The following is a 15349-nucleotide window of genomic DNA, read 5'->3' as shown; positions in this document are numbered from 1 at the left end:
GGATGGCCTTTTGGGGCCTGATTGGAAGTTTTGACGTGCCTTTGAAGACGATTTGCATTCTTGCGCTTGCATTGCTGGTGGCCGGCTGCGGCGGCCGCAAAACCGAGGAGATCCTCGGCAGCGCCGTCATGGCGACGCCGGTGACGGAAATCGCCGGCAACCACTCGATCTTCATCGCCACGACGCGCAAGCGCTCCGACGATCCGAACAAGGTCTTCGACGGCGAGCGCTCGGCGACGCTGAACTATGCCCGCGTCAACGTCACGGTCCCGCCGGTCCACGAGACCGGCCAGATCGAACGGCGCTCGCGCGGCAAGTCGGATGATCCCACCAAATATTTCATGGCCTCCGAGCTGGTCGGCTACGACACGCAGCCCAAATTCGCCAGCGCGCTCAACGCCGACATTGCCGCGCGCGGCGGCCGTGTCATGGTCTTCGTCCACGGCTACAACACCGGCTTCGACGACGCGGTCTACCGCCTGACGCAGATCGTCCACGATTCCGGCTATCCGGGCACGCCTGTGCTGTTCTCCTGGGCCTCGGGCGCCAAGACCACCGACTATGTCTATGACAAGGAAAGCGCCAGCGCCGCCCGCGACCAGCTGGAGGTGACGCTACGCATGCTCGCACAGACCGGCGCGCGGCGCATCGACATCGTCGCCCATTCGATGGGGACCTGGGTGACCATGGAAACGCTGCGCCAGCTCGCCATCACCGGCGACCGCGACCTCGGCGGCAAGCTCGGCGACGTGGTGCTGGCCTCGCCCGACATCGACGTCGATGTCTTCAAGAGCCAGATGCGCCGCTACGGCAAGCCGGACAAGCCCTTCATCCTGCTCCTGTCCGACGACGACCGCGCGCTGCGGCTTTCCGGCCTGATCGCCGGCTCGCGCCCACGCGTCGGCGACTACAAGGACGCGGCCGACCTTGCCACCTATGGCGTGACGGTCGTCGACCTCTCCAGTGCAAAGGGATCGGACAGCTTCAACCACACCAAGTTCGCCGACAATCCGGTGCTGGTGAAGATGATCGGCCAGCGGCTGCGCGAGGATGACGGCTTCGCCAGCGACCAGACGGTAACCGACCGCATCAGCCAGCTCGGGCAGTGAATGTGGGGCCGTCCGGTCAGGATTGCCCCGACATCGGTCAATTTTGAACTGGACCGGGCCGTGCCGTGGCCTTATCGAATATCAAATGACGTCGCGTGATCGACGTCGTGCTTCGCGAGAGCCGCGTGATTGTGCGTTCGAACACTATTCTCGTCGCTGCCTTGGCGCTGCTCGTAGCGGGCTGCGCCGGTCGGAACACGCATGACTTGCTCAACAAGACGACGGTCACCGTGCCGGCCTCCGACATTGCCGCGACGCACGAGATCTTCGTCGCCACCACCCGCCAGAAGGCGACGAAAGATCCAAGGCAGGTGTTCGACGGCGATCGATCGCTGACCACCGGCTACGCCCGCGTCGACGTCACCGTTCCCAAGGTCCACCAGCCGGGCGCCATCGAGCGCGCCAGGGGTTCGGCCGACAGCAACCCGGCCAAGCAGTTCACCGCCACGGAAGTCGTCCACTACGAGGGGGCGCCGCAATTCGCCAAGGCGGTCGGCGCCAACATCGCCATAAGTGGCGACCGCGCCCTCGTGTTCGTGCACGGCTTCAACAACGGTTTCGACGACGGCGTCTACCGGTTGACGCAGATTGCCCACGACACGAAATATCCGGGCACGCCGGTGTTGTTCTCGTGGGCGTCGAGCGGCAAGACTTCCGGCTACATCTATGACAAGGACAGCTCGACCGCAGCGCGCGACGACCTCGAGGCGACACTGAGGATGCTTGCCAAGACGCGAGTGAAGAGCATCGACATCATCGCCCATTCGATGGGAACCTGGCTGACGATGGAGGCCCTGCGCCAACTCGCCATCACCGGCGACCGCGATCTGGGCGGCAAGCTTGGCTACGTCATCCTGGCCTCGCCCGACATCGATGTCGACGTGTTCAAGAAACAGATGATCCGCTACGGCAAGCCCGACAAGCCCTTCGCCATCCTGCTCTCGGGCGATGATCGGGCGCTGAAGCTGTCTTCCCTGATCTCCGGCGACAAGCCGCGCGTCGGCGACTACGGCAACGCCGCCGACCTTGCCAGCTATGGCGTGGTCGTGGCGGATCTGACCAACACCAAGGGCGGTGACCGCCTGAACCATGCCAAGTTCGCCGACAATCCAATCCTGGTGCAGTTGCTCGGCGACCGGCTACGCACACCAGCTGCCCTGCGATCGAACGAACCCAACTCGGCCGAGTTTGACAATATTGGCCAAGGTATCGGCAAGGCTGTGGGATCGGTCGCCGAAATCGTCATCACCACGCCGTTCAAGGTGCTGACCATCGCCACCGGCGGTGAATGACAGCGAGCGGCGACGCGCTCACACGAAGAGATCGACCTTCTGGAACGTCGTCACGTCGATCAGACCGACATCAGAGATCCTGAGTTCCGGAATGACCACCAGCGCCAGCAGCGAGTGCTGCATGTAGGCGTTGTTGAGCGAACAGCCCATCTTGCGCATCGCTTCGGTGAGCTTCTCCGCCTTGGCAGCGACGATCTCGGCGCGTTCGTCCGACATCAGCCCGGCGATCGGCATTTCGACCAGCGCCAGCTCCTTGCCCTTGGAGTAGAGCACGACGCCGCCGCCGACCTCGCCCAGCCGGTTGACGGCCAGCGCCATGTCCTGCTTGTTGGTGCCGACGACGATGATGTGATGCGCGTCATGCGCGACACTGGAGGCCATCGCGCAGTCCTGCATGTAGCCGAAGCCGGAGACGAAGGCGTTGGTGACGCCGCCCGTGCCCCTGTGGCGCTCGACCAACGCGATCTGGCAGACATCGTTGCGCCGGTCCATGGCCACCAGCCCGTCCTCGACAGGCAGATCGGCCTCCAGCGCCCGCGTCGGCGCCTGGTTTTCGATCACGCCGATGACGCGCACCCGCACTTCATTGGCGCCCTTCGGCGCCGCCACGTCGAAATTCGCCGCCTTGAGCTTCTTGCCGAGCTTGACCGTGTTCTTGGCCGTCTTCGGATAGTCATAGGCCGGAATGTCGATATCGAGCTTGCCACCCTTGGCCAGCCTGACGCCACGCGCATAGACCTCGTCGATGGTCATCGCCGCCAGATCCGAGACGATCAGCAGATCGGCAAGCCGCCCCGGCGCGATCGAGCCGATCTCACGCTCCAGCCTGAAATGCTGGGCGGTGTTGAGCGTCGCCATCTGGATCGCCGTGATCGGCTTCAGGCCTTGGCTGATGGCGTGCCGGACCACCCGGTCCATATGGCCCTCATGCACCAACGTGCCGGAATGGCTGTCGTCAGTGCACAGGATGAAATTGCGCGGATCGAGCCCGCTTTCCGTTACCGCCTTGATCTGCGAGGCGACGTCGTACCAGGCAGAGCCGAGCCTCAGCATCGCCTTCATGCCCTGGCGCACCCGCGCGATCGCGTCCTCGGCGCGCGTCCCTTCATGGTCGTCCTCCGGACCGCCGGCGACATAACCGTGGAACGGCAGGCCGAGGTCACGCGAGGCATAGTGCCCGCCGACCGTCTTGCCAGCCTTCACAGTGGCGGCGATCTCGCCCGACATCACCGGGTCGTTGGCGGCGACGCCGGGAAAGTTCATCACTTCGCCGAGCCCGATGATGTTCTCCCAGCCCATCGCCTCGGCGACATCGGCGACCGTCAGCTCGGCGCCGGCATGTTCCAGCCCCGGCGCCGAAGGCACGCAGGACGGCATCTGCACATGCACGTTGATCGGCATGGCGACCGCCTCGTCATGCATCAGCCGCACGCCGGCAAGGCCAAGCACATTGGCAATCTCGTGCGGGTCGATGAACATCGAGGTGGTGCCGTGCGGGATCACGGCGCGGCAGAACTCGGTGACCGTCACCATGCCGCTCTCGACATGCATGTGCGCGTCGCAAAGGCCGGGCACCAGATAGCGCCCGCCGGCATCGACCACCTTGGTGCCCTGCCCGATGGCGTGGCCGGCATTCGGCCCGCAATAGGCGAAGCGCCCGCCGGCGATGGCGATGTCGGTGCCGGCGATGATCTCGCCGGAATGGACATTCACCCAGCGGCCGTTGCGGATGACGAGGTCGGCCGGCTTGCGGCCCATGGCGACATCGACCAGAAGCGTCGCCGTCTCGGTCCAGGGTTTGGGTTTCGTCGCATTGGCGGACGGCTTCTTGGCCATGACAGACTCCTGTTTGCCCGACTGTGCCAAGCCGGCGGTGTCTTGACCAGCGACGAACTGTGGATCGCTAGATTGTTACTCGGCCCTGGCGTCGACCGTCACTTTCCCGCTTCCCGACGATATCCGTTCCGCGAGGCGTCGGAGTTCGTTACGCGAGAATCTGCCGCCGACCATGATCTCGCCCCCGAGGATCGGTTCCAGCAGCCTCGGCGACATCACGACGGCGCCGTCGACGCTGAGATCGATGGTCCTGCCGACATTGGCCACAGTGAAGGCCGCGAAAGCCTTCGCGCTGTCCGGCGTCAGTTTGAGGTCGAGGGCGTCCTGTCCGGGTGCCGGGTCACGCACCACCGTCGCCGCCGCGACGGCAAGCGCCAGCGGCTGCGCCGCGGCCAGCCCGCAGGCAAGCAGGAGCATCGCGAGACAGACCACCAGACGACACGACGCGCGCATCGGCATTCCTCCATGACGATGGCCGATCTTGCATGGCGAAGTCCGCATCGCAATGCGGGTTTGGCGACCGTTCCGGGCGGGACAAGTAATGGTCGTTTACGCAACCAACGGAAACTTGGTTACGTTTTGCAGCAAATCGGGTTAGGCTCAGGCGGAAGCACTGTTTCGAAATCGACGTTCGGGAGCCTGATGCGCCGCCTGACGATCGCAAGTGCCGGTTTCCTGATCGCGCTGGCAGCGCCTGCCAGCGCCGCCGATTCCATCGCCGAACTGCCGATGACCGCGCCCGGCTTCGACTGGACCGGCTACTATGCCGGCCTGCAGGGCGGCTACGGCTGGGGCCGCTCCGACATGAGCTCGACCGGTGGCGCGCCATTTTCCGCCTCGCCCGATCTCGATGGCGGGTTCATCGGCGGCCACGTCGCCGGCCTCTGGCAGTTCGACCAGGCGGTTCTCGGGGCGCAGGCCGACCTCAACTATTCCTCGATCGGCGGCGCCGCCGATCTGGGCGCCGGGGACTCGGCCGGCGCCGACGTGAAATGGTTTGGCTCCGTCGACGCGCTCGCCGGCTACGCCATGGATCGCGTGCTGGTCTACGGCATTGGCGGTGTCGCCTTTGCCGGCATCGAAGCGTCACGCGACAGCGGTGCCGACACGCGCACGGACGTCGGCTGGACGCTCGGCGCCGGCGTCGACTACGCGCTGACGGACAAGTTCGTGGTTGGCGCCCAATACCGCTACTATGACTTCGGTTCGGAACACTTCGATATCCCGGACGACCGTGATCAGGACGTCAAGCTCCACACGGTGGGGGTGAACCTGCGCTACAAGTTCTGATCGGCCAGCGGCTTCAGCGACATTTCCTATTTCAACCGTTGATTCCGTCGCCGCTTTGGCGAAACGCCGCAGCGCTATCGCGGAAAGATCTGGGCTGGCGGAAAACGTGTGGCCGGCGCCCGCAGGGGGCGGGGGAATGGGTGGGACCTGATAGACGCCGGCCTTGGCGGATCAAGTCCGCCGCGAGACAAACCCTAGCGATGCCGTCAGAGAGCGAAATTCCGCGATCGCGCCAGTCAACGGCATTCCCGCGGAGCCAGCGAGCGATCGCGCAAAATCGCCCCACTTAGGACTCTGATCCAATGCGGCGTTCCGACTTGTAGAGAGGACAAATGCTCCGGAAGCATTTCCGCGGCGGAAGGGACGGCTCGGCATGTGGCGGGGTAGGCCAGCAAGTGCCGAGCCTGACCGGCGTTGGTGCATCGAAGGGCGGCGCCGGCTGAGGAGAAGCATACGCGCCCGCTAAAATAGGAGGAACACAATCAAATGGAGGAGGGACGCAAGGGTGGAGTATGACCGCTACGCTCTGCCGGAATGCCTTGGATGACCGGCACCAAAGCCGGCCGTGAATCTGCTGCGGAACAAATTCTAACATCCGCCGTTTTTGGCCCTAAGCCGGATGTCCGTTGACCCACTCCAATCCGGCGATTCCTGTGTCAAAAGGCCCGCTGCTTGCCCTGGCGGCGGGCCATTACGCTTTGCAGGATCGACGAAAACGGGCGCTGTCGTGGCTCTACGCGCCGCTCCCCGGCAGCGCTTGCGCCATCATATCAGAAAAGCCTAATGTAATTGATGATCTGGCCATTGAGGGGATGCGTCGGCGCGTCTGGGTTGGGCGCTGTCATCGCCGCAGCTTGCGCTTTCGGAATGCCGTTGGCATTGGCACATGACAGCTGGTATGAAAAACAGTGCTGCCACGACGTGCATTGCGAGCCGATGGCCGATGGCGCGGTTCGCGAAACAAGCAAGGGCTTCACGCTGCCGTCCGGCCAGTCGCTGCCTTACGGCGATAGCAGGGTGCGTCAGTCACAGGACATGCGTTTCCATTGGTGCCATGCCCAAAAAGCAACGGCAGGCCGGCATCGTGAATTTCCTTCTGGCAACCCTGACAGCACGATCTGCCTGTACGTGCCGCCTAAGTCATTCTGACATTGGTGAGTTGTGTGGCGCACTATATCGGCCCGCAATGGCAAGAATTCTGGCGCGAGCGAGGGCTTAGTCAAGCTGGCGCTAATATTTGGAAACGGCGCGGGAACAAGTTTTGTCGATCGCCGTTTTTTGGCCTAGCCGGATGTCTGTCCCAAAGCCCTGTCCGGCTCATTGTCCAGAGGACCCGCTGGCCCGCCGCTCTGAGTTCCGGCACCGAGCCATTTTTCACCGAAACAGCAGGTAGTTGCCCATACCGGCCATCAGCAGCCAAGCGGTTTAATGAGCATGATCCAGTAGTCTGGTCACAGTGGCCTTACGAGGATATTCGGAGTTCGCGCGATCGATGCCCTCCACGGTGATGGCGAACATCCCGTTTTCGATCCTTGCTATCCAGCCCTTGGCCTTCAGATACCAGAGATGAAAATCCAGATGTTCGCGCGGGCAGCCTGACAAGCGTTCGAGTTCTTCATCGCCAATGCCGGGATTGTTGACGTCCTGGCGGCGTTTTACATAAAGAAGCGCAAGCAGCTTGGCCTGAATGACGACGTCGCGTTCGAGACCTTTGGTGTTGCTCGCCTCCTCGGTCAGCTCGCGGCGAACGTTCAGATTGTCTCTATACTGAATGTCGTATTGCGCGCGCTTGACCGGATCCTTCAGCGTGTTGTGGGCCTCCACGATTTCGCTGAAGCGTGCTTCATCCCCGGAGTCCTGATTGTCGGGATGGTAACGCATGGCAAAATAACGGAATATCCGCTCGATCGTTTCTAAATTGGCTCGCGGACTGATTTCTAGAAGCTCGTAGTAGTCTGCAAACAAGGCGTTCCCCCATAACACACGGGAGCAGGATGTTATATTGCTCGCGAGCACGCAAGGGCGACCGAAGGCCCAATACACGGCGCAGAAGGTCCGAAGATGCTTAAAATTGTCTGGAACGGCTAAGGCGCGCGTTGGCGCGGCTGACTCAATGTGGTGCGGACGACGGGAATCGAACCCGTACGATCAGGGATCGAGGGATTTTAAGTCAATTCCTGCCCGTCCACCCTTGGGTATCCATATGCGCTGAAAACCTTGTGACTAAAGGAAAGATCGAGGGTTTACGGCTCCTGTTTGTTCCCTTAAGGTGACAAGCGTAGACACGTCGCGGCTACCCGCACGGCTACCCAAAGAGAGGGAACCGTCATGCCGATCCTTTCCGACAACTACGTCAAATCGGCCCTCCTGCCGGCCGACCGCGACGAGCTGATTATCCGAGACAGCAAGCTCGCTGGTTTTGCGCTTCGGCTCCGTCGAAAGGCCGACGGCAAGGCGTCCAAAACATGGCTGGTATTTCAGGAACTGCCGATGCGTGACGGCAAGCGCAAACGCCGCAAGATCATCATCGGCGATTTCTCTATCTTCCCTGCCGAGAAGGCCAAGGCGGAAGCCCTAGCGATCCTCCAGGCGATTGAGGTAGGCGACGACCCTGCGGCCGCAAAGGCAGCTAAGAAGGCCCAACCGCCTTTTGAAGATCTCGTCGACGACTTCGAGAAGTCGCACATCTCGGCAAAGAAGCCCGAAACCCGCAAGGACTACCGCGGACGCATTAGGCGGAACATCCTGCCCTATTTCAAGGGCAAGCGAGTTGCTGACATCACCGCCGAGATGGTGCGGGACTTCCATCGCAGGAAGCGCGCTAACCCGACCGACGCGAACCGTTCGCTTGCCGTGCTCTCGGTAATGATGGGCCGAGCGATCGAGCTTGGGTGGAGGAAGGATAACCCTTGTGTCGGCATCAAGAAGAACACGGAAACGGCTCGAGATGACTGGCTGGACGAGCGAGACCTTCCACAATTCTTGAAGGTCCTGGCCGACGTCGAGAACGAATGCGGTGACTTGATCCGCTACCTGACCGTTTCCGGTTGGCGTGTCAGCGAGGCCCGCTTGCTGACATGGGACATGGTCGACCTTCCCAAGCTGGTTGCGCGCCTTCCTGACACAAAGAGCGGGGCTTCCGTGCGGGCGCTTTCGACCGATGCCGCCACCATCATTGATCGGCAGAAACATCGCCTTGGCTTCGTCTTCTCCGGTCGCAAAGGCTCGCAGCCGGTTTCCTACAAGCGGCTGCGAGAAGTCCTGCATTCGGTCTGCAAGGCAGCCGGCATCGATCAAATCACGCCGCATGGCCTTCGCCACACCGCGGCGACTTGGGCGGCTGTTTCCGGCGCCGAGGCGCATGAGCTTCGCGAGGCCTTCGGCTGGAGGTCGCTGGCGATGACCAATCGCTATGTCTCGAAGGCAGAGAGCCTTGGCCGACGAGGAGCCCAACGTGCTGCCGACGCCATGAACGTGCTGCAGAAGCCAGCGGCCGAGGTAAAGGAATTCGGACGGTGACTGAGGACCGCGATTTCCTGTGTTTTAATGACCTGCGATACGGCAATGACGTCGCCGCAGGTGGCTTGCGAGCCATCGCCGAAGTGCTGAGATCAGGATCACCGAGCGAAACCTTTTTGGCGCTCCTGGCAGATCACATAGACCCCGACGTCAAGACGTCCTTGACGGGCGCGAAGCTAGTCATAAAGCGGTCGAGAAAACCGAAAGACAAACCAAACTATGAATTGCGCAACTATGTCCATACGCATTGCTGTATTTTTGATGAAAACCGGGAAGCGGTTTTGAACGCAGCACAAAAGAAGTTTGGTATTCGCCGAACAGTTTTTTTTGAGGCCTTGAAAGCAGTGCAGGTCATCCAAGAGAACAACCCAGATTTGTTTGCTGAGTTAGCAGCGTCAGCTTGGGCCAAGCGAGAAGGAAACGATCCCGAATTCCAGCCCGTCCGATAAAAAGTCCGCGCATCTCCGGACTTTCGCGGACCTAGTTTTGGTGGCGCGTCCTAGATCCATGAGTAAATTCACTGTCACCCGAAACAAACCAAGGGTGACGAAATGGAACAGACAGACACGGCCAAGGCATTCAATGTCCGGCTAAGCTTCTGGGCAGCCTCCGGTCTTAATGGCGCGGATCTCTATGAAGCTCTCGCGACCGACACCACTCTCCCCGCCTTTTTCGATCCGGAAGACCTTGCCGCTATTCAGGGCGTGAAGCCATCCGCGATCAAGAAACACCGCAACCGGGGAAGCGGGCCAGAGTTCGTCCGACTCACCGCGAAACTGGTGAAATACCCACGCGCCGACTTCTGCCGACATCTGGCGTCCAAGTTTGTTCGGAGGGCGGCATAATGGAACAGACCGACCTAGAACCCGACTTTCAAACCCAGATGATCGCGCGTTGGCTGATCGAGACGCCGCGCTCGCAACGCCCTCGCCCGGCAGTCGTCGAAATTCGCGCACGCTTTCCTGAAGTAGGCCCGCAAGGCGCCTGCGCTGCAATCGCGCTTGCCAACAAGATCCGGGCGGGAGACGCCGATGCGACCTCCTAACATGCGAAAACCCGACCGTAGTGCGGACGGCCGGGTCTCCGGGGTTTTCAGAGTGCAGGGCTTGCTCTCGATCCCGGCAGATTATTCCGCATGCGAAACGATTGCAAGCGGTGGCGCCGGTGGCCAAGCCTGAACGGAAGCGCCTGCCTTGGGAGAAGGAACTAGTCGACCTTTCGAAATTCGACTGGCAGGTCGCGGTTAACCTCTCTCACGACCACAAGCATAGCCCGCTGCAGCTTCGAGTCGCGGTCGCGCTTATGCTGCATGCCGACTCCGAAACGATGGTGGCTTGGCCGTCCCAGAAAACGCTCGCGCAGTACACTGGTGCTGCTAGCGAGAGCCAGGTCCGCCGCGCTGTGGTGGCCCTCTGTGCCTCGACCGCCATTACTCGCGGGCGGATATCCAGCCTTTGCGAAGAGGACCAAGCCAAGGTGACACGCAACAAGCGCGGCGTGGCCTATCGACTGAATTTGCTGTGGGCTTTCGAAACCCTCGAAGCATCGCAAAAGCCGCTGCCGAGAATGCCCAAGCAACTCAGGGATGGTCTCGCGGCAAAAGCGGCCAAGATCAAAGGGACATCAGACGAGCTTGACCGCTCTACGGTAGAGCGCAACGACCGCGCTACGGTAGAGCGGTATGTACCGCCCTACGACAGAGCGGCTTATCAGGAAGGGAACATCAGAGATCAGATAAAAGAGGCTCCGGACAGGAAGGACTTGGCGTCTACGCGAGAGAGCCAGGCCAACGCCTATTCAGCCATGACGAGGGGCACATGACCGTCGACCTCGCCGCCGCCCTGGCCGAGCTCGACGTCATCGCCGCGGCCGTCGAGCGGTTGAGGAGCGAGCTTTCCGGCGCGGGCCAGGTTGCTGCCTCTGACGAGCAATGGCTCGACACCGGCGCCGCTGCAATCCGGTTTGCGATCAGCAAGGACATGGTTCGCCGGCTGGCTCGCGAGCATGACGACATTGGCCGGAAGATCGGCGGCCGACACAAGGTCAACGCCGCGGCGCTGCGCCGGCGCCTAGGCATCGCCGAATAACCGCCATGCGCGTTTTGCGCGTTTAAACCCATTTTCGATGCGCGTTTCGCACGTCATAAACTGGCGATGACGACGACAAGCCCGACGCAGATATCCCGGTTCAAGTTCGCCAGTGGCGGGCGCCGCATCATTTCCGGCATCGCGACAACGGGCCGGCTCGATCACTATAACGACATCGTCGAGCCGCTCGGCGGTCACTGGACGCTGCCGGTAAAGCTGCTGATCGATCACGACGAGGGCCACCAGGTCGGCGAGGTGATCGAACTGAGCGCCTCGAACGCTGCGCTGCGCTTCAAGGCCAGGATCGACTCCGATGACTGCTGGCAGCGGCTGCAAAAAGGCGAACTGCGCCACTGCTCGATAAAATTCCAGGGGATCGATTGGGATCCGATCGTGGAGCGGGGCGGCCGCGACCACCACGAATGGAATCTTCTAGAACTCAGCCTTACCGACCGGCCAGCCAACATTGACACCATGGTCGATCGCCTGGAGGTAGAGCCTCCGCCGCTTGAAAAACGCCCAGTCACGAAACGCGACAAGCGCTGGGTTGAAATCTCGGCGGCCGAGCAAAAGCGCGCCGCAGAGATATTCACGACGCTCCTCGCCGCACACAAACGAGATAACCCGTCGGAGCGCTTCGTCGGTATCAGTCAGGCCCAATACGGCACCTTGAAGGAAACCGCCATTTTCGCCGTGGGCCTGGCCACATCCTACGGGAAGGTACTGGATGAAGAGGTCTCCGAACTTAGGCGGCGTGTCGCTGATCTCGAGGCCGGCATCGTAGTCGGCTCGAAATACATGGGCGTGTGGCAGAAGCAGATCGCCTATCCAGCCGGCAGCCTCAGCACGCATCGCGGCTCGCTCTGGCACGCCAATGGGTACGCTGCCGCAGGCGTCGAGCCAGGCGACAATCCGGCGACATGGACACTCTGCGCCAAGACTGCCGAGGCGCCACTCGCTCAACGTGACACTGCCGGCCGACGGGTCACCGACGGCGAAGCAAAGAAGTCTGGCAAGGTCGAGATTACGACGGTCACCCGGCACGACGCACAAGGCAGGATCCTCGAGACGCGAAAGGTGATCGAGGATGACTGACAAGACTCGCAACCCGCTCCGCCATCAGCCGCGCAATGCCGAGGAGGTCAATGCGGTCGGCATCGCGCTCTATGGCGAAGCGAAATGGAACAAGCACATGGCCGCCCGCGAGCGCCAGAGGCAGAAGGCCAAAGAGCGCGGGATCGCTGAATACGTCGTTTCTCTGGACGCATTCGTGAAAGGCAAGCCCGATGACTGAAGCCGAACAGGAGATCGCCCGCGTAGCCGCAGAGACCGGCGCTTCGCCGGCGTCGATACGTAGGTTGCTTGTCGGCGCGGTCAACGCCGCTGAGACCGACGCCAACAAGGGCTTGCCGCTGCTTATGGACGAGGACGAGGCTCACCGGCTTCATGGCATCGCTTACACCGCAGCCCTGCAGGCCATCGGTAGCGCCAGAGATCAGCAACTCGACGAACTCGCAAGCAAGGTCTTCCGACTGCTCGCTGCTTCCGTCGGCCGCAACAATGCCAGCTATGCCGACCGGCGCGAAAGCATACGCGCGGTGAAGGATTGATCTCGAATGACGCGCCCCGCACATCGAGATCAACGGCGACGGCTGCAATCAATCAGGATGCTGGCGGTAGCCGTCGCCGACCATACCCAGGGGGGGGCCATCGACAATCGAAAGTTGCGACGGGTGCCCAGACCGCCCCGGGGTCACGGACACTTTTCGTGCGCGCGCCGAGTGAAGTCTAGAAAATCGAATTGAGGCGAATTTCAATGGCGAAACGGGGACGTCCGACCAGGGCCGCGGCATCGAAACGGGCGCTTGCGGGCGTCGACGTCGACAGCGTCGACCCGTTGACCGTGCTTCGTGAAATAGCTTCCGACCGATCGGCGCCGGCTTCGGCGCGCCTGGCTGCAGCGAAGGCGCTCATAGCGCGTGGCGGCCGCAAAAAGGACGGCGGCGACGGGGCCGAAAACGACCGGATTTCAGAGCGCGCGCTGATCCTGCTGAAAGGCGGTAAGCGATGAGAAGCGGCGACCGCATCCCGACGATCGGCGAGCACCGCGGCGTAGGCCTGCACGATCACCAGTCGCCGGAGCGGCTCGCTCTGGTGCGGCGCGAGATCGATAGCGTTCTGGACCTCGCCGACGCCACGCTTCTGGTGGAGATTTGCGGCGATGTGACTTGGAGCCCGGAGGCTCGCTTGACCAGCGCGGCAAAGTTGCAGGCCATGCATCAGCTTTCCGCCGAGGATCGGAAGTCGAGGCCATCATTCGACCTGGCTTTTGTCCGCGCCTGCGTTGCCGGTTTGGATTCCGTGTACTGGCGAGATCCTTGCCATTACGCCTCCCTGCTCGACCACGGCCCGGCGCCTGGCGAACCGGGTCCGGTGCCACGCGAAACGCCGCTGGACGAGGAGGCCGCCTGAAAAATGGCTTTCATCGCTCCTCTTGCTGGTGCTGCCGTTGGCGGCGGATTGCTTGGCAGCATCGTCACGACTGCGGTCGGCGTCGGCATCAATCTGGCGATCGCCTACTTCTTCCCGCAGAAGATCAAAGGGCCGCGCGCCGAGAGCCTGAAAGCACAGACGTCTCGCTATGGCGAACAGCTCACCCGCTGGCATGGAGCGGTTCGCACCGCCGGCGCCGTGATCTGGCTCAAGGGCGACAAGGTCGACGAGCACGTCAAGACCGAGAGGCAGGGCAAGGCGCTAGGCCCGGAGGTGACGACCTACAGTTATACCGCGACGTTCGCCGTCGCCTTCGCCTGGAATGGTCCAGCCTCCGGCATCACCCGCATCTGGGCCGATGACAAGCTGATCTTCAACGTCTCGTTCGAGGCGCTGCAGGATGCGATCGACAATGGCGGGCGCGGCATTGGTGTCGCCAAGGGCGCCTCGATCAAGCTCTACCTCGGCACAGATACGCAGGAGCCGGATCCCGATATCGAGGCTGACCGTGGTGCCGGTCAGGTGCCGGCATGGCCGGGCATCGTCTATGCGGTGATCAAGAATCTGCCGCTTGACGAGTTCGGCATCCGCGTGCCGAACATCGAGGCAGAGATCACCAAGGCGCAGAGCTTGGCGACGGCAAGTGTCACACCAACCGGCGCCGGCAACAGCCCGTGGAAAACAGACAGCAATGGTGACTACTTCGCCAATGCTGAAGGCACTACGCTTTACATCGAGAGGCTACCTGCAGGGACGGTGATCGCCACCAATACGCTGCCGCACGACGCCTATTCGGTGCACATCACCGACATCAACAAAGTGGTGGTGAGCTATGCGCTCAATCCCGGCATCAGGGTCTTCGACGCGGCAACGGGAGCGTTCGAAGCTGACATCGCGGGCGTGGGGCCGGCGGCACCGATCCTGAATTGCTGCATGGATGACATCAGCTTTGGTGGCATCAACTATCTGTTCGTCTTCAACCAGGAAGGACAGACGCTCACCTGCCTGTCTAACACAGGCACCGGCTATTCGATCGTCTGGCAGGAAACGATCAGCACCCGCAGCACCCGCACGCTCAGCGCTTCCCCTTCGCGCCTCTATGCCGTCGATGACTGGGTCTTCACAGGCGGGTCAAAGGTCATCACCGTGATCTCGTGGGATACCTTCGGGCCGGTGGTATCAACCGTCACGCTGTCGGTCTTCTCTGCCAGCGCCAGGGCCTGCTTCTACGACGAGGAGAGCGATTCCGTCATCATCGAGGACACGAACGGTAGCGTGTATGTCTATACGCCCGATCTGTCGTCGCTGCTGCGCTCCAAGGTGAACAGCCTGAGCGGCGCGCTCCCCTACACCGATCCGATGCTGTCGAAGCGCATGAAGGTCGCGTCTGATCAGGTCGCCATCAAGCAAAATTCCGGTAGCGGCAAAAACGACGTTTACATCTACCGCGTTTCCGACCTGTCAGAGGTGCAGCACGTCGTTGCGAGCACGACGACATGGGATGGCAGGACATCCACCGATTATTATTACTCCGGCTTCAACGACCGCTGGCAAATGATGTTCGTCGCTACCGGCCTGGCCGGCGTCTCTCTGCGTCTCTGGTATCTGCCTCGCGCCGCGGTCGTACCGGTTCCGCTTTCCGAAGTGATCGAAGAGGAATGCACGCTGGCCGGTCTGACCGTCGACGCTTCGCAGTTCATCACCGAAATCATGGGAGCTTGAA

General features: G+C 61.9%; 19 protein-coding genes. 16 read left to right on the top strand and 3 right to left on the bottom strand.

All coding sequences use genetic code 11. The features are described from left to right. Positions 1-2: 2 nt before the first annotated feature. Together JG743_RS16205 and JG743_RS16200 are read left to right on the top strand one after the other, a co-directional pair. Complete coding sequence (locus JG743_RS16205; RefSeq protein WP_202302280.1) at positions 3-1109, top strand: alpha/beta hydrolase; 1107 nt, start codon at positions 3-5, stop codon at positions 1107-1109. A gap of 125 nt (positions 1110-1234) precedes the next feature. Then, the gene (locus JG743_RS16200) at positions 1235-2401 is read left to right on the top strand and encodes an alpha/beta hydrolase (RefSeq protein WP_446720911.1); all 1167 of its coding nucleotides are present in this window, start codon (positions 1235-1237) and stop codon (positions 2399-2401) included. An 18-nt stretch (positions 2402-2419) separates the two neighbouring features. Here the strand turns inward: JG743_RS16200 and ade are convergent, their stop codons facing one another. Further along, positions 2420-4237, bottom strand: a complete 1818-nt coding sequence (ade, locus tag JG743_RS16195; RefSeq protein ID WP_202302278.1) for an adenine deaminase — start codon at positions 4235-4237, stop codon at positions 2420-2422. Between the two features lie 75 nt (positions 4238-4312). After that, the gene (locus JG743_RS16190) at positions 4313-4690 is read right to left on the bottom strand and encodes a SecDF P1 head subdomain-containing protein (RefSeq protein ID WP_202302276.1); all 378 of its coding nucleotides are present in this window, start codon (positions 4688-4690) and stop codon (positions 4313-4315) included. 189 nt (positions 4691-4879) lie between these two features. On the opposite strand from JG743_RS16190, the gene JG743_RS16185 reads away from it, so the two are divergent. Together JG743_RS16185 and JG743_RS16180 are read left to right on the top strand one after the other, a co-directional pair. After that, on the top strand, positions 4880-5527 hold the full coding sequence (locus JG743_RS16185; protein WP_202302273.1) for an outer membrane protein: 648 nt from the start codon (positions 4880-4882) through the stop codon (positions 5525-5527). Positions 5528-6358: 831 nt separating this feature from the next. After that, the gene (locus JG743_RS16180) at positions 6359-6676 is read left to right on the top strand and encodes a hypothetical protein (RefSeq protein ID WP_202302271.1); all 318 of its coding nucleotides are present in this window, start codon (positions 6359-6361) and stop codon (positions 6674-6676) included. A gap of 276 nt (positions 6677-6952) precedes the next feature. Here the strand turns inward: JG743_RS16180 and JG743_RS16175 are convergent, their stop codons facing one another. Further along, entirely contained in the window at positions 6953-7492 is a 540-nt protein-coding gene (locus tag JG743_RS16175) for a J domain-containing protein (protein WP_202302269.1), read from the bottom strand. A 363-nt stretch (positions 7493-7855) separates the two neighbouring features. Here JG743_RS16175 and JG743_RS16170 point away from each other — a divergent pair, with 363 nt between their 5' ends. The 12 genes from JG743_RS16170 (at position 7856) to JG743_RS16115 (ending at position 15348) form a co-directional block, all read left to right on the top strand. Next, positions 7856-9046, top strand: a complete 1191-nt coding sequence (locus tag JG743_RS16170; protein ID WP_202302268.1) for a tyrosine-type recombinase/integrase — start codon at positions 7856-7858, stop codon at positions 9044-9046. Beyond that, the gene (locus JG743_RS16165; protein WP_202302266.1) at positions 9043-9495 is read left to right on the top strand and encodes a hypothetical protein; all 453 of its coding nucleotides are present in this window, start codon (positions 9043-9045) and stop codon (positions 9493-9495) included. Before JG743_RS16170 ends, JG743_RS16165 begins: the two co-directional genes overlap by 4 nt. Positions 9496-9597: 102 nt before the next feature. Beyond that, entirely contained in the window at positions 9598-9891 is a 294-nt protein-coding gene (locus JG743_RS16160; protein WP_202302264.1) for a hypothetical protein, read from the top strand. Beyond that, entirely contained in the window at positions 9891-10091 is a 201-nt protein-coding gene (locus tag JG743_RS16155; RefSeq protein ID WP_202302262.1) for a hypothetical protein, read from the top strand. The genes JG743_RS16160 and JG743_RS16155 overlap by 1 nt, the downstream gene beginning before the upstream one ends. A gap of 119 nt (positions 10092-10210) precedes the next feature. Next, positions 10211-10867, top strand: a complete 657-nt coding sequence (locus JG743_RS16150) for a helix-turn-helix domain-containing protein (protein ID WP_202302260.1) — start codon at positions 10211-10213, stop codon at positions 10865-10867. Further along, positions 10864-11133: a hypothetical protein gene (locus tag JG743_RS16145; RefSeq protein ID WP_202302258.1), complete on the top strand. Its 270-nt coding sequence runs from the start codon at positions 10864-10866 to the stop codon at positions 11131-11133. Before JG743_RS16150 ends, JG743_RS16145 begins: the two co-directional genes overlap by 4 nt. Before the next feature lie 66 nt (positions 11134-11199). Next, positions 11200-12228, top strand: a complete 1029-nt coding sequence (locus tag JG743_RS16140; protein WP_202302256.1) for an HK97 family phage prohead protease — start codon at positions 11200-11202, stop codon at positions 12226-12228. After that, positions 12221-12427 carry a hypothetical protein gene (locus JG743_RS16135; protein WP_202302254.1) on the top strand — a complete coding sequence of 69 codons (207 nt, stop codon included), beginning with the start codon at positions 12221-12223 and terminating at the stop codon, positions 12425-12427. Before JG743_RS16140 ends, JG743_RS16135 begins: the two co-directional genes overlap by 8 nt. Then, the gene (locus JG743_RS16130) at positions 12420-12743 is read left to right on the top strand and encodes a hypothetical protein (protein WP_202302252.1); all 324 of its coding nucleotides are present in this window, start codon (positions 12420-12422) and stop codon (positions 12741-12743) included. Before JG743_RS16135 ends, JG743_RS16130 begins: the two co-directional genes overlap by 8 nt. A gap of 206 nt (positions 12744-12949) precedes the next feature. Next, positions 12950-13204: a hypothetical protein gene (locus JG743_RS16125; RefSeq protein ID WP_202302251.1), complete on the top strand. Its 255-nt coding sequence runs from the start codon at positions 12950-12952 to the stop codon at positions 13202-13204. After that, complete coding sequence (locus JG743_RS16120; protein WP_202302249.1) at positions 13201-13605, top strand: hypothetical protein; 405 nt, start codon at positions 13201-13203, stop codon at positions 13603-13605. Before JG743_RS16125 ends, JG743_RS16120 begins: the two co-directional genes overlap by 4 nt. 3 nt (positions 13606-13608) lie before the next feature. Further along, positions 13609-15348, top strand: coding sequence for a hypothetical protein (locus JG743_RS16115; protein WP_202302247.1), 1740 nt, complete (start codon positions 13609-13611; stop codon positions 15346-15348). Position 15349 lies beyond the last annotated feature (1 nt).

The sequence above is a fragment of the Mesorhizobium sp. 131-2-1 genome, from assembly GCF_016756535.1.
Lineage (GTDB): Bacteria > Pseudomonadota > Alphaproteobacteria > Rhizobiales > Rhizobiaceae > Mesorhizobium.
Note: the sequence above shows the minus strand (reverse complement) of the source record. Positions and strands in the feature narration are given on the sequence as shown.